The following is a 23,574-nucleotide window of genomic DNA, read 5'->3' as shown; positions in this document are numbered from 1 at the left end:
AGGCCCCGAAATGTCGATTATTCGCCGACGGTTTCTTGCACGCGTGCCATCGGCAATTCGCTGACTTTGGCGTCCGGATCCAGGTTGAACACGGCCATCGATTCCACGTGCGACGTGTGCGGGAACATGTTCACCACGCCTGCCAGGTCCAGCTTGTAGCCGCACAAGTGCGTCAGCACGCCGGCGTCGCGCGCCAGCGTAGACGGGCTGCACGACACGTACACGATGCGCTTCGGCAGGTATTCCGGCGCATCTTTCTTCAATTCCGCCAGCGCCAGCGACAACGCCATCGCGCCATCGCGCGGCGGGTCGATCAGCATGCGGTCGAACTTGCCCAGCTTGATCAAGTCATCCTTGGTGATTTCAAACAGGTTGCGCGTCTGGAACGTGGTTTTTTCCGCCACGCCGTTGACTTTTGCATTGGCCAGCGCACGCTCCGTCAGCGCCGTCGAGCCTTCGATGCCTACCACTTCGCGCGCCTGCGTCGCCAGCGGCAACGTGAAGTTGCCCAGGCCGCAGAACAAGTCCGCCACGCGGTCTTCTTTTTGCACATCCAGCAGGCGCAAGGCTTTGGCCACCAGCACGCGGTTGATGTGGTGGTTGACCTGCGTGAAGTCGGTCGGCTTGAATGGCATTTTCACGCCGAATTCCGGCAGCAGGTAATACAGTTCTTTATCCAGCGGGTAGAACGGATACACGGTATCCGGGCCTTTCGGCTGCAGCCACCACTGGATCTGGTATTCGTCCGCAAACGCTTTCAGCTTGGTTTCATCGTCGGCCGTCAGCGGTTCCATGTTGCGCATCACCAGCACCGTGGTTTCTTCGCCGATGGCCAGTTCGATTTGCGGCACCTTGTCGAAAATCGACAGCGAATGAATCAGTGCGCGCAGCGGCATCATCATGTCCGACACATGCGGCGGCAAGATCTGGCAACTTTGAATATCGGCCACGTACACGGATTTCTTTTCATGGAAGCCCACCAGCACCGTGCCCTTCTTTGCCACGTAGCGCGACGACAGGCGCGCGCGGTAGCGGTAGCCCCACGTCGGGCCATACAGCGGGCGCATCATGTTGCCGGCTTTAACCTTCGACAGGTGCCACAGGTTATCTTCCAGCACGCGCTGCTTGATCGCCACCTGGGCGCTGGGCTCCAGGTGCTGCATCGAGCAGCCGCCACAATAATCGAAATGCACGCACTTCGGCTTTACGCGCATCGACGACTCTTTATGCAGCGCCGTCATGCGGGCCGCTTCCCAGTTTTTCTTTTTGCGGAAAGTTTCAAAGCTGACCTTTTCACCCGGCAGCGCGCCTTCGACAAACACCACCTTGCCCGGCGTGCCGTCTTCGTTTTCCAGGTGGCCGACGCCACGGGCGTCCATGTCGAGCGATTTGATTTCGATGATTTTGTCTTGCATAGCGGTCAACGTTTCAAGGGGAATAGGCCGGCTGGGCGGCTTGCGGAAGGGCGTAATGATAGCAGAAGCAGCCCGCCAATTGACATCGGCGGGCAGAGGACCATGGAGGGATTACAGCAGCGAGTCGCGCACCACGCCACGCGCCGCCATGGCGCGTTTCAATTTAACGAGGGCTTCCTGCTGGATTTGGCGCACCCGCTCGCGCGTGACGCCCATTTCCTCGGCCAGCGTTTCCAGGGTAGCGGGGTCGTCGTTATCGAGGCCGAAACGGCGCATGATGACGATGCGCTGCTTGTCCGGCAGCTTGGTCAGCCAGTCGCGCACCAATACCGTCATTTCATGGTGCTCGGCGCGCGCATCGGGACTGTCTTCCGTATCGCCCGGCAGCATGTCCATCAGCGATGACTGCGGATCATTGTCGAGCGGCGCATCGAGCGACGTCGCATGCTCGGACAGGGCCAGGATATCCTGCACTTCTTCCACCGGCCGCCCCACCAGTTCCGCAATATCTTCCGCCGTGGCGTCCTTGCCATTGTGGTGCTGCGCTTCCAGGTGGTATTTGCCGCGCAGGATCTGGTTCAATTCCCGCACCATGTGCACCGGCAGGCGCACCGTGCGCGCCTGGTTCATGATGGCCCGCTCGATACTCTGGCGTATCCACCACGTGGCATACGTGGAAAAGCGGAAGCCGCGCTCCGGCTCGAATTTATCGATGGCGCGCATCAGGCCGATATTGCCTTCCTCGATCATGTCGAGCAAGACCACGCCGCGGTTGATGTAGTGCTTGGCGATCGACACCACCAGACGCAGGTTGTGTTCGATCATGGTCTGCCGGGCACTGAAGTCGCCCTGCTTGGCCAGCGTGGCGTAGTGCACTTCCTGCTGGGCCGTCAGCAGCGGCCGCGTGCCAATCTGGTTCAGGTAGTGCTGCGTGGTGTCGGTGGACAGTTCCGCCGCCAGCACTTTCTTTAATTCGTCGACGCTTTCCAGCACCGTGCTGGCTTCGGCGACAGCGCCGCCATCTGCGCCGTCCACACCCTCACCCACATCGATTGCGACATCGTCGAGCTGTTCTTCCGAAAAATCTTCCGGCAGCGAATCGTCATCCAGTCGGTCGTGCGGCGAGTGTGTCATGGGCGGTAGCTAGCGGTTAGGCAAGAACTTCGATGGATCGACCGGTTTGCCCTGCTGCCTGATTTCAAAGTGCAGCTTCACGGCATCCGTATCGGAATCCCCCATTTCTGCGATCTGCTCGCCCTTCTTGACGCTCTGGCCTTCCTTCACGAGGATGGCCCGGTTGTGGGCATAAGCGGACAACAGGCTATTACTGTGTTTCACAATGACGAGATTACCATAACCACGGATGCCGCTGCCTGCATACATGACTTTTCCTGCACCGGCAGCCATCACATGTTGCCCCGGCTTGCCTGCAATGTCGATGCCTTTGTTCTTGCCTTCGTCAAAGGTGGCAATCACGCGGCCTTCCGATGGCCACATCCACGTCAATTCGCGGTCTTCCGCGCTCAGCTGCATGGCCGGTGCGGCGGGCGCCGGGGGCGTCACGGATGGCGCGACCGACGCCACCACGGCGGGTTTTTCAGGCCGTTCCGGCTTGTCGCTGTCCGGCTTTTGCATGTCCGCCAGCGCCCCTTCCGTGTAGGGCTTCTTGTCGCCGCGCGGCGACGTTTTGCGGGCCACGACCGGTTCCGGCTTCGGCGTGGTATTGCCCGGCGGCTCCACTTTGCCGATCACGACGCCATTTTCCGGCGGCAGCACGCGCAGCACCTGGTCCACCTTGATGTCATTCGGATTGGCCAGGTTGTTCCACGCGGCGATATCCATGTAATTTTGGCCGTGTTCCAGCGCAATCTTGATCAGGCTGTCGCCTTTTTTCACCGTGTATAAACCGCGTTCATCGCGGTCTTTGCGTGCATCTTCGCTGGGCGCAGGCGGTTTCACGACAGGATGCGGCGGCGCCGGCTTCAAATAGCGGTCCTCCACCGGCGCCTGCTGCGGCGGGGTGGTACAGGCGCTGAGCGCGCCAAGGGTGATGCTCAGCAATAACAGGGAACTCTTGTTAATCATATTCATTCTAAATTGTTCAACCCGGGGGCTTACCCCGTCCGCGCGGGCCTGTACTCAGACAGTGCCAGGGCGCAATGGCACAAAGTGGCAATCCTCCAGTGCTTCGCTGGTCCACTCGGCCTTGGCTACACGGGTAACCAGGTGTAAATGCTGGGTTCGGCCGCCAACGGGCGCCACCAGCCTGCCGCCTATCGCCAGCTGTTCCAGCAGCGCCTGCGGCACATCCATCCCCGCCGCGGCCAGGATAATGCCATCAAATGGCGCCGCCTGCGGCAACCCAAGCATACCATCTCCGTAATGCAAACGCAGGTTCGGCACCCGCATGGGCCGCAGATTCGCCTTGGCCAGCTCATGTAACGGCTTAATCCGCTCAATGGAATACACGTCTTGCGCAATACAGGCGAGCACGGCAGCCTGGTAGCCGCAACCGGTACCGATTTCCAGTACACGCTTCAATTGCCCGCCGTTGCGCATCACTTCGATCATGCGCGCCACGATATACGGCTGCGAAATAGTCTGGTGGTGGCCGATCGGCAGCGATGCATCGATATACGCCTGGGCGGCCAGCGCTTCATCGATGAAGTGGTGGCGCGGCACGCGGTCCAGCGCGCCCAGTACGACGGTATCTTTGACACCCTGCTTGGCCACCCGCGTGACCATGGCGCGGCGTACGGCCTCCGACACCAGCGGATTCTGGCGCGGCGCCGCCGCGGCGGCAATCAAATCCCGTTCCGCCTGCGCCCCGCGCAGCGGCGCCGGCGCTGCGGCCGGCGCAGGCTTTCCCGCATACGGCTGCGCACTGCGCGCATTTTGCGTTGCCGTCTGTGGCGTCGCAACCGGCCCCCGCACGGAGGCGTACGACGGCTTCTGGTCCACCACGGACGACAGCGGCAAGGGGAAGGAACGGGGTTTGTCGGTCATAGCAAAGCGTTGGCCAGCGAGGCGAGCTGGGTACGGTGGGTCAAGTCGATTTGCAGCGGCGTCAGCGATACCAGGCCATGGGACACGGCATGGAAATCCGTTCCCTCGCCGGCATCCTTGCACGCACCAGGCGGGCCGATCCAGTAAATTTCACGGCCACGGGGATCATGTGCGCGGATCACTGGTTCCGACTGGTGCCGCTTGCCGAGGCGGGTGGCCGCCATCGGGCCCATGTCGTCATATGCGCGGCACGGGATATTCACGTTCAGCAGGAAAGGCTGGTCCAGCGTTGCCACATGGCGCTCGACGATGTCGCGCGCCACGCGGGCCGCGTCATCAATATGCAGCCAGCCATATTCACCCTGTGAAAACGCGATGGCGGGAATGCCGAACAGATAGCCTTCCGTGGCGGCAGCCACGGTGCCGGAATACAGTGTGTCGTCCCCCATATTCGGGCCGTTATTAATGCCCGACACGACCAGATCCGGCTTTTCCGGCATCAGCGCCGTCAGCGCGATGTGCACGCAGTCGGTCGGCGTTCCATTGACAAAATAGAAACCATTAGCCGCCCGCTGCACGGACAGCGGACGGTCCAGGGTAAGGGAATTCGAAGCGCCGGAACGGTTGTTATCCGGGGCCACGACGGTGATGTCTGCGATGGCGGACAGCGCATTTGCCAGGGCAGTGATGCCGGGCGCCAGATAGCCATCGTCGTTACTAATAAGGATACGCATGCCGGGAATTTTACCTGAAGCAACGCCCGCGAAGCGCATGCCTGCGGCCGCTACAACAGATAAATTTCCGGCATGTCATTACGACAATTCTGCGCAGCCGGCACTGCCCTCCGGCTGGCCCTGCGGAGGCTTGCTGTCGCGCAGCGCGTAGACGTTGTCCGGGTGGCCGGCGCCTGCTGCAGCGACGGCTTCATAAGCGGGCACAGGCTGGCGTACGGCTTCCGGCTGTACGGGCTGGATCGGGGGCACGGGCGGCGCTTGCACGGACAGCAGCGCCACGGTGTGGGCCAGCGCGCCCGCCACCCGCAACGCCGCCGGGTGCTGCGCACCGGACAGCTTCGTGCGCGCCGCCAGCACTTGTTCCAGCAATTGGCGCGCCTGCTCCAGGTCGCCTGCCTGCAATAACAGTGCGGCACGCTGCGCCAGGCTATCGAGCGTATCCGTATGGTTGCCGCCCAGCGTACGCAATTGGATATCCAGCACCTCCAGCTGGCGCGCCAGCGCCGCCGTCACATAGCCCTGCCCTGCCAGCGCCTGCGCCTGCATCGCGCGGACTGCCAGCATCTCCGGGTGTTCCGGCCCCAGCGCCGCCGCACGGGCGTCGCCCGCTTGCCGCAGCAGCAGCCGCGCTTCATCCCACTGGCGGCGGCGCAACAGCAGCGCAGCCATTTGCGTCCTGGCCAATGCCGTGTCCAGGTGAGCGTCGCCCGCGTGGGCGGCGTACAGCGCGGCGCTTTCGCGGAAGGCATGCAGCGCGTGGGCATCGCGGCCGCTGTCGCGCTGTACGGCGCCCAGCCGGAACAGGCAATACGCCAGCTGGATGCACCGCGCAGCGCTGCCATCGAGCGCCATGCGCGCCTGCGCCACGTCAGCCAGCAGCGCCAGCTCGCTGCGGGCGCACCACGGCGGGTGTCCGGGTTCCAGCCAGGCCAGCAGCGCCTCATACGCCCGCCCGGGGGAGCAGCGGTCACCCTGGCCTTCTTCAGCGCCCGGGCCGGCGGAGGCAGCAGGCACGCCGCCGCCGGCGTCTGATGCGCAGTGGCCGCGGTGCCCGGCCAACTGTTCGCCGCCAGCCAGCTCGCGTGACTGCGGCAGCAGCACTTCACTGAAATAACTGTCCAGCGACAGATCCGCCACGCCATACGCGGCACTGAGCACGCGCTCAAACAATGGCTGGTAGCCCGGCAATCCGGCTGCCGGGTCGCCATGCCGCAGCCGGGCGCGCTGCACGCCGTCATCGGCCGCCATGCGCGCCGGCGCCGGATACATCATCAGCGCACGCGGCGCCGCGTCATGGCTGAGGCGGAACGCTGTGACCCGCTGCACCAGCGATTCCATCGCTTCCAGGCCGGGGCGGTTGGCGTCGAACAGCAGCACCAGCCGCTGCGGCAGCAATGCCGTGCAAATGCCCGCACCATCGCTGCGGCCATGGGGCGCATCGACCAGCACATGGCGGAAGTGGCGCGCCAATGTGGCGCCAAAACAGCGGAACAACGCGGGACACGCGTGAAACAGCGCTTCCCAGTCCAGGCCCGCCAGGCGCCCCGCATAGCCGTCATCAAACCGGCCCGCGCGCATCAGGAACAACGGGCGGCGCTGGTCCACGCGCACCACGCAGCGCTCCCAGTCCACCGCGGCCAGCACGGCGTGCGCCAGCGCTTCACCGCCATCGTCCGGCACGGCGCCGCCGCGGCGCTGCAGCTGGTCGCGGCACGCCATGAATAACTCGACCACGCCGGGCGCATCGTGGCCGGCCGGGAAATAATGGTGCAGCCCGGGTGCCTGCAAATCCCAATCCACCATCAATACCGGCGTGCCGGCCGCGCCCTGCCCGGCCAGCATGGCGGCAATCCGTGCCAGCGCCATCGTGCAGCCCGCGCCGCCCCGGTAGGAATAAAAGGTCGTGACGGCGCCGGATTCGGCAGCGGCCAGTTGTGGATGGTCCATGGTGTATCCCCTTCGTTCGCGCACTTAGCGCGGAAAATGCGGCGGTGGCGACGCGCGCCACTCGCCTGGAATGGGCGGCAGCTGGAAGTGGCTGCAATCGTGTCCGGGTGGAATGCAGCGCTTCAGGTAGTGGTAATGTGCGGCGATGCGCTCCACGATTTTTTCAATGGCGGGCAAGTAGTCCGGATTGGTTTTCAAGTCGCCCGTCGCCAATGTGTAGCGGGAAAAATCCACGTACATGCCCGGTTCCGTGATTTGCGGCGGCAAGCTGACAGGATGGCGCGTCATGATGACGGGGATGATCAAATGGCTGGGCAGCGGATACCACGCACGCCGTTCCGATTCAATCAATTGCATGGCCGCGAATTCGCGCCGCGTATAAGGATGCGCTTCGTACTTCGGCGTATAGATAACGATCATGCACACGCTTTCGCACAGCGCGGTGGCAATGCGGCGGTCCAGGTCGTCGCCGCCGCCCAGCTGTTCCGTATCGATGAACAGCTCGCGTTCCGTGTCGAAATGCGGTTCGAGGTAACATTTCAGCGCATCGGCAAGATCATTTTTGAACTTGCTCATATAGGCGTGCTGCCCGTGCGCATAACTGAAGAAACAGCCGTAACGGATGCCCATGGCAACCTCCACTACTGCCCTGCCGGCTCATGTTTACACTTTATTCGGCGGACTCCTCATGCATTTGCGGCAACGCAAAGCATAGACAAAGAGGCAGGATAGGCGCAAAATGGAACGGTCGTACTATTTTTAAAATTGGAGACCTATGAAAGCCATCGTATGCAAAGCGTGGGGCATGCCCGATACGCTGACCGTTGAAGACTTGCCGGATTTGCAGCCGGCCCCTGGCCACGTGGTGCTGGATGTCCAGGCCGCCGGCGTGAATTTCCCGGACGTGCTGATCATCCAGGGCAAATACCAGTACAAACCCGAGTTGCCGTTTACGCCGGGTAATGAAGTGGCCGGTACCGTGCGGGCCGTGGGCGAAGGCGTCACCAGCTTCAAGCCGGGCGACAAGGTCATCGCCTTTTCCTCACATGGTGGCTTTGCGCAGCAATTGGCCGTGCCCGCGCACGCGCTGATGCCGATGCCGCCCGGCATGGATTTCGATACGGCCGCGTCAATTACGCTGACGTATGGCACGTCGCACCATGCAGTGGTGGACCGCGCCGCGCTGCAGGCAGGCGAAACCATGCTGGTGCTGGGCGCGGCAGGCGGCGTCGGGCTGGCGGCCGTGGAAATCGGCAAGGCGCTGGGCGCACGCGTGATCGCGGCTGCATCGTCCGATGAAAAGCTCGCCGTGTGCAAAGAACACGGCGCCGACGTGCTGATCAATTACAGCCGCGAAGATTTGCGCGAAGCCATCAAGGCAGCCACGGGCGGCAAAGGACCCGATGTTGTGTATGACCCGGTGGGCGGCGATTTTGCGGAAGCCGCATTCCGTTCGATTGCCTGGCGTGGACGCTACCTGGTGGTGGGCTTTGCCAATGGCGAAATCCCGAAGCTGCCGCTGAACCTGGCCTTGCTGAAAGGCGCGTCGCTGGTGGGCGTGTTCTGGGGCGAATACGCCAAGCGCGAACCGAAAGCCAACCTGGCGGGCATGATGCAACTGCTGGGCTGGATGAAGGAAGGCAAAATCCGCCCGCACATTTCCGCCCGCTATGCGCTGGCAGATACGCCGCAGGCGCTGAACGATATGGCGGGGCGCAAAGTCACGGGCAAAGTCGTGATCCTGCCGCAGCAATAACCCCTTTAACCCCTTTAACCCGCAGCGTTGACGTAGGGCGGCCTGCGGATTAATGGATGCCTTTGTCATCGATCAGTAAGCTGTTGGGATCGGACCGCATCACCAGCTTCAAGTTTTCCACCGCCGCATTGCGCATGTTGTCATACACGGCAGGCGGCTGTGGCTGCTGCTGGTGGGATTTATAGGCCAGCGCCATGAACGCGCCAATCATGGCGCTCTGCTCGAACACATCGCGCACCTTGTCCGGGTCCTTGCTGTTGCCCAATTCCTGCACCTTGTCCTGCGCACGGAATTGCCGCGCCACGGCGGCAAACGCTTCATCAGATACGTCCGTATTTTTCAACACCATGTAATTGCCGACCACAAATGCCGCCATGCCGCCCGCCAGGTCGCGCGGCGTCCAGCCCATTTTCTTTTCCACTTTCAAGTAAATATCCATGCTTTGCACATAGATTTTTTCCATTTCCGCGCGCTTGTCAGCCGGGAAATGCATGGACAGTTTGCGGGCATTGGCCTGTATCGCCGGCTTGGCTTTGGCCACCGCCGGAGCCGGCGCCTTCTTTTTATCGGGGTAATGCGGTACCGGCACGCGCAAATCGGGCGCCGGCCACACGACGACATTGTCGTAGCTCATGCCAAAACCGCAGCATTGCGCAAAGCTCAGCGGCGCTGCGCCAGCCAGCAGTACGGCGCATAACAGGCGAAGTCTCATCACTATCCCCCTAGCTATTTTGAAGGGGAATAGTGAAGCACAGAACCCGCGCACGATACAGCACTTCGTGCCGCGTGCAAGTTACTCCGGCTTGCTGGTGAAAAAATCGATGACCACGTCGCGCTCGCGCGTACGCTTGAACGAAGGCAAGCTTTGCCAGATGCGGCGGCCATACGGCTTGGAAATCACGCGCGGATCGCACAGCATCAGCACGCCGCGATCGCCCTCGTCGCGGATCAAGCGCCCGGCGCCCTGCTTCAAGTTGATGATGGCTTCCGGCAAAGTATGGTGCATAAACCCGTTCAAGCCCTTCTTTTCCATCACTTCGATGCGGGCCGACAGCACGGGATCATCGGGCGGTGCAAAGGGCAATTTATCGATGATGACCAGCGACAGCGCTTCGCCCCGCACATCGACGCCTTCCCAGAAACTCTGGCTGCCAATCAGCACGCCATTGCCCGCCTTGCGGAACTGGTCCAGCAATTCCGTACGGCCCCGGTCGCCTTGCACGAACAGGGGGAAAGGCAAGCCGCGTTTTTCAAATTCATCGCGCAAGCGTTCCGCTGCCCGCTTGACTGCGCGCAAGGTCGTGCACAGCAGGAACGTGCGGCCACCCGCCGCCTCAATGATGGGCAGCGCCATGTCCAGCACGGCGTCCGTGTAGCCCATGGAATTGGGGTCCGGCAAGCCCGTCGGCACGTACAAAATGCCTTGCTGTTCATAATTGAACGGGCTCGGCCACGTACGCGACGGTTCGCCCGTCAGTCCCATTTGTTCGGCAAAGTGGTCGAAATTGTTTTTCACGGCCAAGGTCGCGGACGTGAAAATCCAGCTGCGCGGCACGCCTTCGCGCTGGCCATTGAAAATGGGCGCAATCGACAGCGGCGTCTTGTGCAATTGCAGTGAACTGGTGAACGCTTCCACCCAGTACACGGCTTCTTCGCCCGGCTTGACCTTGGCTTTCGGGTCAAACTTCCACGCGGCCAGCCGCTCCGCCAGTTCAAAGCCCCGCACGCGGCACTGTTCCAGTGTTTCCGCCCGCTCCGCCGTGGTTTCCAGCACGGCGTTCATGCTGTCCAGCGCTTGCTTCAATGTTTCCAGCGCGGGGAAAAAGTCGCTGGACGGCGCAATTTGCGGCAGCGATAAACGCACGATGTCTTGCGGGAACGTCAGGCGCAAATCGCGCGCGGCTTTTTCCACCGGCACCACGGTCTTGGCCCAGTCGGCGCCATCGCGGGCGTGGGCCAGCCCTTCGGCCAGCACATCGCGGCACAATTCCAGTACTTGCGACGTGGAAAACGTGTCGCCAAAGAACAAGGTCGCCGTATCGGGCAACTGGTGCGCTTCGTCAAAGATAATCGTGTTGGCCGATGGCAGCAGTTCCGCCACGCCCGTATCTTTCAGCGCCACGTCGGCAAAGAACAAGTGGTGGTTGACGACGACCACGTCGGCCTGCTGCGCTTCCTTGCGCGCCTTCATGACGAAGCAGTCCTGGTAGTACTGGCATTCCGCGCCCAGGCAATTTTCACGCGTGGACGTCACGAGGTTCCAGATCATGGCGTTTTCCGGCACCTGCGCCAGTTCCGCCTTGTCGCCGGAATTCGTCATTTTCAGGAAGCGGGAAATTTCACGCAGGTAGCCGACATCTTCGCGCGACGTCATGCGCCCGTTTTGCAGCGTGCGTTCAAGGTGGTAATGGCACACATAATTGGCGCGGCCTTTCAGCAGCGCCACGGATACGGGCGCCTGCAATGCCGCCCGCACGGTCGGGATATCCCTCAGGAACAGCTGGTCCTGCAAGTTCTTGGTCCCGGTCGATACGATGGTTTTGCCGCCCCACAGCAAGGCCGGCACCAGGTACGCAAAGGTTTTCCCCGTCCCCGTCCCCGCTTCCGCCAGCAGCGTGGTCTGCGTGGCAATGGCATCGGCCACGGCTTTCGCCATTTCCGTTTGCGACTGGCGCGGACGAAAACCGCCCACCGCCGGGCTCAATGGACCACCGGGACCGAACAGCCGTTCGATCTCAGCGTCATGGACACCTGGAGGGGGAAGCAGGTCGCCGCCGCCAGTTTGCTGGGCGGCGGGCGTGTTGTCAGGGATGGTCAAAATACGTCAGGAGAAAAGCGGAGAAACGGCTGCAAGCGGCTGCTTTTACGCAGGCACATCCGGAACGAGCTGCATTTTCAGCAGGGTGATATAGTCTTTCAGTTGCAATTTTCGTTTCTTTAAACGACGTAATTGTAACTGGTCGGAATGGCCGTCGCGGGTCAGCATCTCGATGACGGCGTCCAGGTCGCGGTGTTCCACATCGAGCTCGACGATGCGGCGCTTGATTTCTTCTACATCAGTCATTGTGTCCCGGGGAGATTGTGATTTTTGCCAACAGTTTCGCTGCAGAAACAACTGCACGCTTGCAACGAAACTATTTACCGGTGCATAGTTTAACTCAGTGCACCGACTCAAGCCAGTATTGATCAAGCCAAGCCCTCCTATGAGCGCCTATAAAATCGAAGCCGGTACTGCCCAGCATATCGGCAGCCGGCCGCTGCAAACCGACCGTGCCGCGCTGTACACGGCTGCCCGGTCGCCTGGCTACGTGATGGCCGTGCTGGCCGACGGCCTGGGTACGGCGGCGGCAGCCGAGCAGGTTTTACATACGAGTAAGCAGTTGCTGGATGAATACCGGGCCGGCGAAAAAGCCAACGTGCCCCGGCTGTACGATTTGCTGCGCACGGTGGCGCAGGAAGCGCATGACATTATCGCCATGAACCCGGTCGCCACGGCCGAGCCGCAAGCCACGATGCTGGTACTGATCCTGACACCGCAAGGCCAGGCCGTGTGGGCCCACGTGGGTGATTCGCGGCTTTACCGCTTTACCGGTGAACAATGTACCGGACGCACCAATGACGCCGACTATGTGCAGCACCTGGTGGACCACGACAAGCTGCCATTGGAAGCGGCAAAAAAACACCGCAGCACGCGCATGTTGATGAATGTGCTGGGCAACCGGCAAAAGCAGCCGTTTGTCACGCTGGGCGAACAGCAGGGTTTAAAAGCAGGCGATGCGTTCTTGCTGGCGTCGGATGGACTATGGCAATACTTCACGGATGCCGAGCTGGCCATGGTGATCAGCCGCGCAACGCCCCGGCAAGCGTCGGAAAAGCTCATCAACAAGGCTATTGAGCGGGCCAAGGGCAAGGGGGATAACTGCACCATGGCCATCATTAAGCTGGTGGCGCCGCCGGCGGAGGCGCCGACTTACAAGGTGCAGCAGATGGATAAGGCCGTCTAGGAGTTGGCTGTGGCTGCAGTGTGGGCGCTCAATCCTACGGCGTGACATTATTTGTTTTCTTTGGCGGCCGCTGCCTTGGCGGCTGCTGCGGCGGCTTCCGCCTTGGCGGCGGCCGCTTCGGCCTTCTTGCGGTTTTTTTCCGCCCGCTCCGCCATGCGCTGCGCGACACGGGTGCGGCGCTCTACGGATTCCCCCTGTTTCTTTTCATATTCCGCCACATTGGCGGCGCGCTTCGGCGCTTCCGCCGCTTCCTTGGCTTCGCGGCGGCGTTCTTTGGCGTCGTGTTCGGCCTGGCGCTGTTCCACGGACGGACCAGGTTTCAAGGTTGGCCCTGCCGCCGCGTGTTCCACATGGGGTTTCGGCGGCGCCACCGTGCGGCGCGCATCTTCTTCCGCATCTTTTTTCAGGCGCTCGGCCAGTTCCGCATCGCGCTTGTCGACGGCTGCCTGGCGCTTGAAACGGTTGGCTTCCACTTCCACTGCGCGCAGGCCGGACAGCGCCAGGCGGCGCTTTTCCTTGGCCTGGTCGATGCAGTAGGTGACGAAGAACTTGTTGTTGCAGACTTGCTCGTCCGCGGCAAATTCCTGGTTGACTTTGGCGCGGGCAGCCGCCACTTCAGCCAGCCGCGCATCGGCCTGCTCGACCGTGTGCGACGGCGGCACGTCCGGCGCGTGCAGCACGGGGCGGCTGCTATCCTGCGCGTGGGTAGCGCCAGCCATGGTCAACAGCATGGCCAGCGCCACGCGGGGGAAATACTTCGGCATTGTGATTGTCTCGGCTATTCGTAGCCGCACAGTATAACGGTTATGACAATGCTTCCGCAGCCCCGCGCTGTTCCTTGTCCATATATTCACGCGATTGCATTTCCACGATACGCGACACGGTCCGGTGGAATTCATTGGACAGCGTGCCGGCCGTGTACAGCTCTTCCGGCTCCACTTCGGCCGACATCAGCAGTTTGACCTTCTGGTCATAAAACACGTCGATCAGCCAAGTGAAGCGGCGCGCTTCGGACGACATGGCAGCCGACATCATCGGGATGCTGGACAAGATCACCGTGTGGAAGCGGCTGGCGATTTCCAGGTAATCGTTTTGCGAACGGGGGCCGCCGCACAGCGTCGCGAAGTCGAACCAGATGATGGAACCGGCGCGGCGCAGCGCGCGGATTTCCCTGTTTTCAATGGACACGACGGGGTTTTCATCGGCCGTCTCGGCGATCCGCGCATACGCATTGCGCAGCGCTTCGTCGGTGGCGGCGTTCAGCGGCGTGTAGTACGAATCCACCTGTTCCAGCGCCCTGCCCCGGTAATCGACGCCAGCATCCACGTTCAGCACGTCGAGCTTGTCCTTCAACAGCGCGATGGTGGGCAAGATGCGGTCGCGGTGCAGGCCGTCCGGATACAGGGTCGATGGTTCATAGTTCGACGTCATGATGAACGACACGCCATTGTCGAACAGCGCCGACAGCAGGTTGTACATGATCATCGCGTCAGCCACGTCGGAGATGTGGAACTCGTCGAAGCAGATCAGGCGGTATTTCTTGGCCACGCGGCGCGCCACTTCCTGCAGCGGGTCGGCCACGCCGCGCAATTCATCGAGCTGGCGGTGGATGTCGCGCATAAATTCGTGAAAGTGCAGGCGCGTCTTGCGCACCAGCGGGATCACGGAATAAAAGCTGTCCATCAGGAAGGACTTGCCGCGCCCTACGCCCCCCCACATGTACACGCCGCGCGGCGGCGTGGGACGGTTGATGAAACGCTTGAAACTGTTGGAACGCAGGGCTTTATACGCCACCCATTCGTCATAGCACGCTTGCAGGCGGTCGACAGCGCGCTGTTGCGCGGCATCTGCCTTGAAATCGCGCTGGGTCAGCGCGTGTTGGTAGAACTCTTGGACGTTCATGTATTGTCGCTATAAACAAAAAAGCCGGACGGGGTTGCAATGCGACCCGCGTCCGGCTTCAGGACAGCTCAGCTTAGAAATTCAGCGTGCGCTTGTCGACTGCCAGTGCGGCTTCCTTGGTCGCTTCCGACAGCGACGGGTGGGCGTGGCAAATGCGGGCGATGTCTTCCGCCGATGCCTTGAACTCCATCGCCACCACGGCTTCGGAAATCAGTTCCGATGCCATTGGGCCGATGATGTGCACACCCAGGATTTCGTCGGTGACAGCGTGCGCCAGGAATTTCACCATGCCCGACGTATCGCCCAGCGCGCGGGCGCGGCCGTTGGCCAGGAATGGGAAGGTGCCGGCCTTGTACTGCACGCCTTCCGCCTTCAGTTGCTGTTCGGTCTTGCCGACCCACGCGATTTCCGGCGACGTGTAGATCACCCAAGGAATCGTGTCGAAGTTGGTGTGGCCATGCTGGCCGGCGATACGCTCGGCCACGGCAACGCCTTCTTCTTCGGCTTTGTGCGCCAGCATCGGGCCGCGCACGACGTCGCCCACCGCCCACACGTTCGGCAGGTTGGTCTTGCAGTCGCCGTCAACAGCGATGAAGCCGCGCTCGTCCAGCGACAGGCCGACCTTGTCGGCGCCCAGGCCGTTGGTATTCGGGGTGCGGCCGATCGACACGATCAGCTTGTCGAACACGGCGGTCTGCGCTTCGCCTTTCGCGTCAGCGTATTCCACGGTGACGTTGTTGTCGCCCTTGGTCACGCTGTTGATCTTGCAGCCGAGCGAAATGGCCAGGCCCTGCTTGGTGAACAGCTTGTGCGCTTCTTTGGCGATTTGCTCATCGACTGCGCCCAGGAAAGCCGGCAAGCCTTCCAGCACGGTGACTTTCGAGCCCAGGCGGCGCCATACGGAACCCATTTCCAGGCCGATCACGCCGGCGCCGATGACGCCCAGGTTGGCTGGCACGGCATCGATCGACAACGCGCCGGTGTTCGACAGGATCAGTTTCTCGTCGAATTCCGCGCCTGGCAGTGCGCGGGCGTTGGAGCCGGTCGCGATGATGACTTGCTTGGCGGTGATGGTTTCTTCAGTCTTGCCGGTGATGGCGATCGGGTAGCCTTCGCTACCCGCGGCGCCGGCGAATGCGCCGCGGCCGTGGAAGAAGGTCACCTTGTTTTTCTTGAACAGGTACAGGATGCCGTCGTTGTTTTGCTTGACGACGTTGTCCTTGCGCTTGACCATCTGGCCCAGGTTCAGCGACAGGCCAGCCACGTCGATGCCGTGCTCTTTGAATGCATGGCCGGCGTGCTCGTAGTGTTCCGACGATTGCAGCAGCGCTTTCGAAGGAATGCAGCCCACGTTGGTGCAGGTGCCGCCTGGAGCAGGGCCGCCCTTTTCGTTGGTCCACTCATCGATACACGCAACCTGGAAGCCCAGCTGCGCTGCGCGGATAGCGGCGATGTAGCCGCCAGGACCGGCGCCGATCACGACGACGTCAAATTGTTTGTTGCTCATGCTATGTATTCCCTATCATTGCCCGCGGTGGGGCGTTCGATCAACGTTACCGGTGCGCGTGCAATGGCGGATCACGATCCGCCCTACCGCCAAAGGTCCGTAGGGCGGATTAGCCCAACGGGCGTAATCCGCCATGCACACCGCAAGCGTGAATTACAGGTCCAGCAGCAGGCGCGATGGATCTTCCAGCGCGTCTTTCATTGCCACCAGGCCCAGCACTGCTTCGCGGCCGTCGATGATACGGTGGTCGTACGACATGGCCAGGTAGTTCATTGGACGGATAACGATTTCACCGTTTTCCACCACGGCGCGGTCTTTGGTCGCGTGCACGCCCAGGATCGCCGATTGTGGCGGGTTGATGATCGGGGTCGACAGCATGGAGCCGAAGGTGCCGCCGTTCGAGATCGAGAAGGTGCCGCCGGTCAGGTCGTCCAGGGTCAGCTTGCCGTCCTTGGCTTTGGCGCCGAATTCACCGATTTTCTTTTCGATTTCAGCGATCGACATCTGGTCGGCGTTGCGCAGGATAGGCACCACCAGGCCGCGTGGCGAACCGACAGCGATACCGATGTCGAAGTAGCCGTGGTACACGATGTCGTTGCCGTCCACCGATGCGTTCAGGATCGGGTACTTCTTCAGTGCGGCAACAGCAGCCTTGACGAAGAACGACATGAAGCCCAGCTTGACGCCGTGCTCTTTCTCGAACTTGTCTTTGTACTTGTTACGCAGATCCATGACTGGCTTCATGTTGACTTCATTGAAGGTGGTCAGGATGGCGTTGGTCGATTGCGATTCCACCAGGCGCTCGGCGATACGTGCGCGCAGGCGCGACATCGGCACGCGCTCTTCCGGACGGTCGCCCAGGTTCAGGTTGCCGACAGGTGCGGCAACTTTTTGCAGCGCAGGCTTGGCAGCAGGTGCGGCGGCAGGCGCTGGTGCGGCTTTAGGTGCGGCGGCTGCGGCCAGGGCGTCGCCCTTGGTCACGCGGCCATCCTTGCCGGTGCCTGGCACGTTCGAAGCGGACAGGCCGGCTTCGGACAGGATCTTGGCAGCAGCTGGCATGGCCACGTCGCCTTTGTTGGCGGATGCAGCAGGAGCAGCAGCGGCTGGAGCGGCGGCCGGTGCAGCGGCAGCAGCTGGAGCGGACGCGCCTGCGGCAGCTTCGGTATCGATAATGGCGATCACTTCACCAGCGACCACGGTCGCGCCGTTGTCCTTCAGTACTTGCACGATCACGCCGGCGCCTGGCGCCGGCAATTCCAGCACGACTTTGTCGGTTTCGATGTCGATCATGTTTTCGTCGCGGGCCACTGCCTCGCCGACTTTCTTGTGCCAGGACAGCAGGGTCGCTTCAGCGACGGACTCGGACAGCTGGGGAACTTTAACTTCGATTTGTGCCATTTAAAAACTCCGTATCTTTCGTATCTATTTTTATGTGCGCCAGCACGCCGCCGCACTCGTGGCGGGCGGCGTGCTGCCAGTCGACATTACTTGGTCAGGATGAAGCCCTTCAGCTTCGAGAACGCCGTTTCCAGCAATTCTTTTTGCTGGGCGTAGTGCTTGTCGTAGTAGCCGACAGCCGGCGATGCCGATGCTGGACGGCCTGCATACGCCAGGCGCTGGCCTGCTTCCAGGCTCTCAAAGATGTTGTGCTGGATCTGGAACCATGGGCCCTGGTTTTGCGGCTCGTCCTGGGTCCACACGACTTCGGTCGCGTTCGGGAACTTCTTCAGTTCCGCAGCGAACGACTTGTGCGGGAATGGATACAGTTGTTCAACACGGATAATGGCGGTGTCAAGCTGGCCGCGCGCTTTGCGTGCATTGACGATGTCGTAGTAGACCTTGCCCGAGCAAGCGATGACGCGCTTGACTTTCTTGGCGTCGATCTTGTCGTCCACTTCACCGATCACGGTCTGGAACGCGCCCTTGGCCAGTTCGGTCAATGGCGAACCTGCATCCTTGTTACGCAGCAGCGACTTCGGCGTCAGGATCACCAGCGGCTTGCGGAACTGGCGCACCATCTGGCGGCGCAGCACGTGGAAGATCTGCGATGCGGTGGTCGGCTGCACCACTTGCATGTTGTTGTCAGCGCACAGCTGCAGGAAACGCTCTGGGCGGCACGACGAGTGCTCTGGGCCCTGGCCTTCGTAGCCGTGCGGCAGCATCATGACCAGGCCGGAAGCACGGCCCCACTTCACTTCGCCAGAGCTGATGAACTGGTCGATGACAACCTGCGCGCCGTTGACGAAGTCGCCGAACTGGGCTTCCCAGATCGTCAGCGTGTTAGGTTCTGCGGTCGAGTAGCCGTATTCGAAGCCCAACACGGCTTCTTCGGACAGCACGGAGTCGATCACGGTGAATGGCGCCTGGCCTTCTGCGATGTTTTGCAGAGGGATGTAGGTGCCGGCATCCCAGCGCTCGCGGTTCTGGTCGTGCAGCACGGCGTGGCGGTGGGTAAAGGTGCCGCGGCCGGCGTCCTGGCCGGTCAGGCGCACTGCGTAGCCGGACGATACCAGCGATGCAAACGCCAGGTGTTCGCCCATGCCCCAGTCCAGGTTCATCTCGCCTTTGCCCATGTTGGCGCGGTCGGCCAGCACTTTTTCCACCAGCGAGTGCACTTTGAAGCCTTCCGGCACGGTGGTGATACGGCCGGCCAGGCGCTTCAGTTCCGTCATCGGCACGGCGGTGTCGGCGGAATCGGTCCACTTGCGGTTCAGGAACGGCAGCCAGTCCACGGCGTACTTGTTCTTGAAGTTCGAGATCACTGGATCCACGGTGTGCTTGCCGGCGTCCATCGCGGCGCGGTAAGCCGCCACCATGGCGTCGCCGCCGTCGGCAGCAATCACGCCCTGGGTTGCCAGCTTGTCCGCGAACAGCTTGCGGGTGCCTGGGTGGGTCGCGATTTTCTTGTACATCAGCGGCTGGGTCAGTGCCGGCGTATCTTGCTCGTTGTGGCCCAGTTTGCGGTAGCAGATGATGTCGACAACGATGTCTTTCTTGAACTCCATGCGGTAGTCCAGCGCGATTTGCGACGCCAGGACAACGGCTTCAGGATCATCGGCGTTCACGTGCAGCACCGGCGCTTCGATCATTTTCACAACGTCGGAGCAATAGATGGTCGAGCGCGCATCGCGCGGGTCGGACGTGGTGAAGCCGATCTGGTTGTTGATGACGATGTGCACCGTGCCGCCCGTGCCGTAGCCGCGGGTCTGCGCCAGGTTCAGGGTTTCCATGACGACGCCCTGGCCTGCGAATGCCGCGTCGCCGTGCACCAGGATAGGCAGCACTTGCGCGCCTTCCTTGTCGCCGCGGCGGTCCATACGGGCTTTCACGGAACCTTCGACCACCGGGTTGACGATTTCGAGGTGCGATGGGTTGAACGCCAGCGACAGGTGCACTGGGCCGCCTGCGGTGGAGATGTCGGACGAGAAGCCCTGGTGGTATTTCACGTCGCCCGCTGGCAGGTCTTCAGCGTGCTTGCCTTCGAATTCTTCGAACAGGTCCTTGGGCGCTTTGCCCAGGGTGTTGACCAGCACGTTCAGGCGGCCGCGGTGGGCCATGCCGATGACGATTTCCTGCACGCCTTTTTCGCCGGCGCGCTGGATGATTTCATCGATCGACGCGATGAACGTTTCGCCGCCTTCCAGCGAGAAGCGCTTCTGCCCGACGTATTTGGTATGGAGGTAGCGTTCCAGGCCCTCAGCGGCCGTCAGGCGCTCCAGGATATGCTTTTTCTTTTCAGCCGTGAAATTCGGCGTCGAGCGGATCGATTCCAGGCGCTCCTGCAGCCAGCGCTTTTCTGCCGGGTCGGAAATGTACATGTATTCCGCGCCGATCGAGCGGGTGTACGTGTCGCGCAGGAAGTTGATCAGGTCGCGCAGCGAAGCGGTTTCCGGGCCAAAGTAGGTGTTGGAGATGTTGAACTTGGTGTCCAGGTCGGCGTCGGTGAAGCCGTAGAACGATGGTTCCAGTTCTGGAATGTTAGGACGTTCCTGGCGCTGCAGCGGGTCCAGGTTGGCCCAGCGCGAACCCAGGTAGCGGTAAGCGGCGATCAGCTGGGTGGCTGCCACGCGCTTGCGGCCCATGTCCGGGTCGGACGATGCCACCACGGTGCGGATCGGGCCGGCTTTCGCGCGTTCGGCGAAAGAAGCAATCACGGACGAGTGGACGACGTCAGGCTTGTTGGAACCGTCGACGGCAGGCACGTGCTGCATGGCGTCGAAGTAGGCGCGCCAATTGTCTGGCACGGAACCGGGGTTATCGAGGTACGCTTCGTACAGTTCTTCGACGTACGGCGCATTCCCACCGAACAGATAGGAGTTGGACTGGCTTTGTTGCATCATCTTGCTCACCTTTCTTCGCGCTTCGCGAGGAATTAGCGGGTTAATCTAACCTTCCGCGACACGGCCTGACCGGTTAGCGGATTGCATATCAAGTTGTGGGGGAAGGACCTGTAATTCGGTAATGCTATAAAACGGTCCCGTAGAATAGCACGCGGTCTTGATCCATAACAACCAGTAAACTAGCAAAATCGCTAGAAAAATTGCGGCTTTGCGGCCATGTCAATGTCTATTTTTCAATAAGTGGTATGCCCGCAACTCGCCATTCCGGGTCGGTGGCGAACCAGTCCAGCAGGTGGTCCAGCATGGCGCGCAGCGCGGGCGGCATGTGCTCGCGCGAGCTGTAGACGCCGTAAATACCCAGTTGCTGCGGGGTGAAATTTGGCAGCAGTTGCGTGAGTTTGCCGCCTTGAATGAAGGGCGCAGCGGCAAAGCTGGGCTGCATGGTGATACCAGTCCCCTCCACTGCTGCCGACAGCAGCGCCATCGATTCATTCGATGACAGGTTGCCGCCCACAGCCACCTGCGCATCGCCGAAACGCCAAAAACTCTTGCCGAAATAGGAATACGTCAGGCAGTTGTGGCGGGCGAGGTCGTCCGGTGTTTGCGGCGTGCCGGCACGCTCCAGATAGCCGGGCGCGGCAACAATGACGGAATCGCAATCGCCAAGGCGCCGCGCAATCAGCCCTGGGTCCAGTTCATTGGTGATGCGGATGGCCAGGTCGATACGCTGCTCGACAAGGTTGACGGCGCGGTTGTCGACTTGCAGGTCGACGCTGACGTTCGGGTATTGCTGCAAATACGTTGCCACGGCCCGGGCCAGCGCTGTCTGCGCGAGAAAGTGCGAACTGGCCAGTCTTAATAAACCATGCGGTGCGCTGGGGTCGCCCTGCCCGACTGCCGCCATTTCCTCGGCCATGGCCAGCATTTCGCGGCAGCGGTTCAATGTGAGTTCCCCGGCTGCCGTCAGGCTGATGCGGCGCGTAGTCCGGTGCAGCAGGCGGACGGCGCACCACTGTTCCATTTCCGCCAGGTAGCGCGTGACCATGGCGCGCGACATGTCCAGTGCGTCGGCGGCGGCAATCATGCTGCCGCGGTCGGCGATTTCCACGAACACTTTTGCAGCCGTCAGCCTGTCCATTTGATTTCATCGATTCATGCAATTAACCATTGCAATCTACACTGTTTTTCGCACGAATGCTGGGCGGCACAATGGCGTCATTCCAATCACGTTATGAAGGACCTTCGCCATGCTGCTCAAATCCGTTATTGCCGCTGCTGCTGCTGTTTCCGCTTCCGCCGTTGCTGCCGCCGCGCCCCTGTCGCTGGAAGTGTTCAACCCGGGCGAATCCGCCATTTTCCCCGTCGCTTCGGTGCTGGTGAAGGGCGACAAAGACGCCGTGCTGATCGATGCGCAATTCTCGCGCGCTGAAGCATTGAAACTCGTCGAGCAAATCCGCGCCAGCGGCAAGCGTTTGACCACCGTGTACGTCAGCCATGGCGACCCGGATTTCTATTTCGGCCTGGATGTCATCAAGGCGGCCTTCCCCGAAGCGCGCATCGTGGCCACGCCGGGCACGGTGGCGGCCATGCAGAAAAAGGCAGCGGCCAAGGTGGGTTACTGGGGGCCGATCCTGAAAGACAATGCACCACAAGGCATCGTCATGCCGGAAGTGTTGCCGGGCGATGAAATCGTGCTGGAAGGTGAAAAGCTGAAAATCGAAGGCTTGAATGGCGCCACACCGGACCGCACGTTTGTGTGGATTCCTTCGATCAAGGCGGTGGCGGGCGGCGTCGTGCTGTTCTCCGGGCTGCACGTGTGGGTGGCCGATACGCAAACGGTAGAATCGCGCAAACAGTGGCTGGCGACGCTGGACCATATCGCGGCACTGAAGCCGGTCACGGTGGTGCCGGGCCACTTCCAGCCGGGCGTGGCGTTCACGCCGGATGCGATCCGTTTCACGGCCGATTACCTGCGCCGCTTTGAAACCGAAACGCCGAAAGCAGGCGGCAGCGACGCGCTGATCGCGTCGATGAAGTCCGCTTATCCAAAGGCGGGGCTGGAATCGGCGCTGCAGATCAGTGCGAAGGTGGCCAAGGGCGAGATGAAGTGGTAAGCCGGCAGCGGGCGGCATGTCCCTAAAAAGCGGTTTTACTATCAGCCGATAGCAGCGGGTAGTAGAACCGTTTTTTGAGGGGTAGCCTTCCCCATGCCGTGGTAGCATAGCTGGCTGCATATACGGCGCCGCTTCACACATGAAACACAAGCTCTTCCTGTTCGACCTGGATGACACATTGCTGGACTTCCGGGCTTCTGAAAAACTCTCGTTTGAACGCACGTTGCGGGAACTCGGATTCGCAGCCCCGGTCGACGCGTTGTTCGCGCAATACCAGAAAATCAATATCGACTTGTGGCGCGCGTTTGAAGCAGGCACCGTCACCAAAGACTTCCTCAAAGTTGAACGCTTCCGGCAAACGTTCGAAGCCGGCCGGCTGGAACTGGACCCGTCGCAAGCCAGCGAGCGTTACCTCGAATCGCTGTCCGATACCGTGGTCCTGATCGACGGCGCACAACAGCTGTGCAAAACGCTGGCAGGCATCGGCGAAGTCGGCATCATCACCAATGGCGTGGCCCACATCCAGGGCCGCCGCATTGCCGCCTCCGGCCTGGGTGACTACATTTCGTTCATTGCCACATCCGAAGCGTGCGGCTTTGCCAAGCCGGACAGCCGCTTCTTTGACTACACCGTGAAAATGGCGCGTGCGTTTTCAAAAGCGGAAACGATCATCGTGGGCGACCGGCTCGACGCCGACATCCTGGGCGCAAACCGCTTTGGCATTGAAAGCTGCTGGTACAATCCCGGCCGCTTAGCCAATCATACGGAAGCCGTGCCGACGCTGGATGTGGCCCACCTCGACGAGGTGGCGCCATCGCTGTCAGGCATGGCTGCTTCGGCCCGATAACC

General features: G+C 61.4%; 20 protein-coding genes. 4 read left to right on the top strand and 16 right to left on the bottom strand.

Going from position 1 to position 23,574, the window contains the following annotated elements:
* Nucleotides 1–17: 17 nt before the first annotated feature.
* The 7 genes from rlmD to GM668_RS25135 form a co-directional block, all read right to left on the bottom strand.
* The gene (gene rlmD, locus GM668_RS25165) at nt 18–1,415 is read right to left on the bottom strand and encodes a 23S rRNA (uracil(1939)-C(5))-methyltransferase RlmD (RefSeq protein WP_155441726.1); all 1,398 of its coding nucleotides are present in this window, start codon (nt 1,413–1,415) and stop codon (nt 18–20) included.
* A gap of 111 nt (nt 1,416–1,526) precedes the next feature.
* A complete protein-coding gene (gene rpoS / locus GM668_RS25160) occupies nt 1,527–2,549 on the bottom strand; it encodes an RNA polymerase sigma factor RpoS (RefSeq protein ID WP_155441725.1) in 1,023 nt (340 codons plus the stop codon).
* A 9-nt stretch (nt 2,550–2,558) separates the two neighbouring features.
* Complete coding sequence (locus GM668_RS25155) at nt 2,559–3,500, bottom strand: peptidoglycan DD-metalloendopeptidase family protein (RefSeq protein ID WP_155441735.1); 942 nt, start codon at nt 3,498–3,500, stop codon at nt 2,559–2,561.
* Between the two features lie 54 nt (nt 3,501–3,554).
* The gene (locus GM668_RS25150) at nt 3,555–4,421 is read right to left on the bottom strand and encodes a protein-L-isoaspartate(D-aspartate) O-methyltransferase (RefSeq protein ID WP_155441724.1); all 867 of its coding nucleotides are present in this window, start codon (nt 4,419–4,421) and stop codon (nt 3,555–3,557) included.
* Nucleotides 4,418–5,155, bottom strand: coding sequence for a 5'/3'-nucleotidase SurE (gene surE, locus GM668_RS25145; RefSeq protein WP_155441723.1), 738 nt, complete (start codon nt 5,153–5,155; stop codon nt 4,418–4,420). Before surE ends, GM668_RS25150 begins: the two co-directional genes overlap by 4 nt.
* A 78-nt stretch (nt 5,156–5,233) precedes the next feature.
* Nucleotides 5,234–7,102, bottom strand: coding sequence for a tetratricopeptide repeat protein (locus GM668_RS25140; protein WP_155441722.1), 1,869 nt, complete (start codon nt 7,100–7,102; stop codon nt 5,234–5,236).
* 24 nt (nt 7,103–7,126) lie between these two features.
* Nucleotides 7,127–7,732: a toll/interleukin-1 receptor domain-containing protein gene (locus GM668_RS25135; RefSeq protein WP_155441721.1), complete on the bottom strand. Its 606-nt coding sequence runs from the start codon at nt 7,730–7,732 to the stop codon at nt 7,127–7,129.
* A gap of 145 nt (nt 7,733–7,877) precedes the next feature.
* Here GM668_RS25135 and GM668_RS25130 point away from each other — a divergent pair, with 145 nt between their 5' ends.
* The gene (locus GM668_RS25130; RefSeq protein ID WP_155441720.1) at nt 7,878–8,858 is read left to right on the top strand and encodes an NADPH:quinone oxidoreductase family protein; all 981 of its coding nucleotides are present in this window, start codon (nt 7,878–7,880) and stop codon (nt 8,856–8,858) included.
* Nucleotides 8,859–8,907: 49 nt separating this feature from the next.
* Here the strand turns inward: GM668_RS25130 and GM668_RS25125 are convergent, their stop codons facing one another.
* From GM668_RS25125 to GM668_RS25115, 3 genes are all read right to left on the bottom strand, one after another.
* A complete protein-coding gene (locus GM668_RS25125; RefSeq protein ID WP_155441719.1) occupies nt 8,908–9,570 on the bottom strand; it encodes a DUF6683 family protein in 663 nt (220 codons plus the stop codon).
* Between the two features lie 81 nt (nt 9,571–9,651).
* Nucleotides 9,652–11,670 (bottom strand): DNA repair helicase YoaA, encoded by a 2,019-nt coding sequence (yoaA, locus tag GM668_RS25120; protein ID WP_170305820.1) that lies wholly within the window; start codon nt 11,668–11,670, stop codon nt 9,652–9,654.
* 51 nt (nt 11,671–11,721) lie between these two features.
* Nucleotides 11,722–11,922: a YdcH family protein gene (locus tag GM668_RS25115; RefSeq protein WP_155441717.1), complete on the bottom strand. Its 201-nt coding sequence runs from the start codon at nt 11,920–11,922 to the stop codon at nt 11,722–11,724.
* A 139-nt stretch (nt 11,923–12,061) separates the two neighbouring features.
* Between GM668_RS25115 and GM668_RS25110 the strand changes: the two genes are divergently transcribed.
* Nucleotides 12,062–12,862 carry a PP2C family protein-serine/threonine phosphatase gene (locus tag GM668_RS25110; protein WP_155441716.1) on the top strand — a complete coding sequence of 267 codons (801 nt, stop codon included), beginning with the start codon at nt 12,062–12,064 and terminating at the stop codon, nt 12,860–12,862.
* 47 nt (nt 12,863–12,909) lie between these two features.
* Here the strand turns inward: GM668_RS25110 and GM668_RS25105 are convergent, their stop codons facing one another.
* The 6 genes from GM668_RS25105 to GM668_RS25080 form a co-directional block, all read right to left on the bottom strand.
* Nucleotides 12,910–13,626: a hypothetical protein gene (locus GM668_RS25105; protein WP_155441715.1), complete on the bottom strand. Its 717-nt coding sequence runs from the start codon at nt 13,624–13,626 to the stop codon at nt 12,910–12,912.
* A gap of 40 nt (nt 13,627–13,666) precedes the next feature.
* Entirely contained in the window at nt 13,667–14,764 is a 1,098-nt protein-coding gene (gene zapE / locus GM668_RS25100) for a cell division protein ZapE (protein ID WP_155441714.1), read from the bottom strand.
* Nucleotides 14,765–14,837: 73 nt separating this feature from the next.
* The gene (gene lpdA / locus GM668_RS25095; protein ID WP_155441713.1) at nt 14,838–16,271 is read right to left on the bottom strand and encodes a dihydrolipoyl dehydrogenase; all 1,434 of its coding nucleotides are present in this window, start codon (nt 16,269–16,271) and stop codon (nt 14,838–14,840) included.
* A 153-nt stretch (nt 16,272–16,424) separates the two neighbouring features.
* Nucleotides 16,425–17,669 carry a 2-oxoglutarate dehydrogenase complex dihydrolipoyllysine-residue succinyltransferase gene (gene odhB / locus GM668_RS25090; RefSeq protein WP_155441712.1) on the bottom strand — a complete coding sequence of 415 codons (1,245 nt, stop codon included), beginning with the start codon at nt 17,667–17,669 and terminating at the stop codon, nt 16,425–16,427.
* Nucleotides 17,670–17,755: 86 nt separating this feature from the next.
* Nucleotides 17,756–20,611, bottom strand: a complete 2,856-nt coding sequence (locus tag GM668_RS25085) for a 2-oxoglutarate dehydrogenase E1 component (RefSeq protein ID WP_155441711.1) — start codon at nt 20,609–20,611, stop codon at nt 17,756–17,758.
* Between the two features lie 226 nt (nt 20,612–20,837).
* Nucleotides 20,838–21,749 (bottom strand): LysR family transcriptional regulator, encoded by a 912-nt coding sequence (locus GM668_RS25080; RefSeq protein ID WP_155441710.1) that lies wholly within the window; start codon nt 21,747–21,749, stop codon nt 20,838–20,840.
* Between the two features lie 109 nt (nt 21,750–21,858).
* Between GM668_RS25080 and GM668_RS25075 the strand changes: the two genes are divergently transcribed.
* Complete coding sequence (locus tag GM668_RS25075) at nt 21,859–22,725, top strand: MBL fold metallo-hydrolase (RefSeq protein ID WP_155441709.1); 867 nt, start codon at nt 21,859–21,861, stop codon at nt 22,723–22,725.
* 139 nt (nt 22,726–22,864) lie between these two features.
* On the top strand, nt 22,865–23,572 hold the full coding sequence (locus tag GM668_RS25070) for a YjjG family noncanonical pyrimidine nucleotidase (RefSeq protein WP_155441708.1): 708 nt from the start codon (nt 22,865–22,867) through the stop codon (nt 23,570–23,572).
* The last annotated feature ends 2 nt before the right edge of the window (nt 23,573–23,574 follow it).

Origin of the sequence: Pseudoduganella ginsengisoli (genome assembly GCF_009720865.1) — a bacterium.
GTDB classification, from domain to species: Bacteria; Pseudomonadota; Gammaproteobacteria; order Burkholderiales; family Burkholderiaceae_D; genus Rugamonas; species Rugamonas ginsengisoli.
The sequence above is the reverse complement of the archived record's forward strand: the minus strand, read 5'-3'. Positions and strand labels throughout refer to the sequence as shown.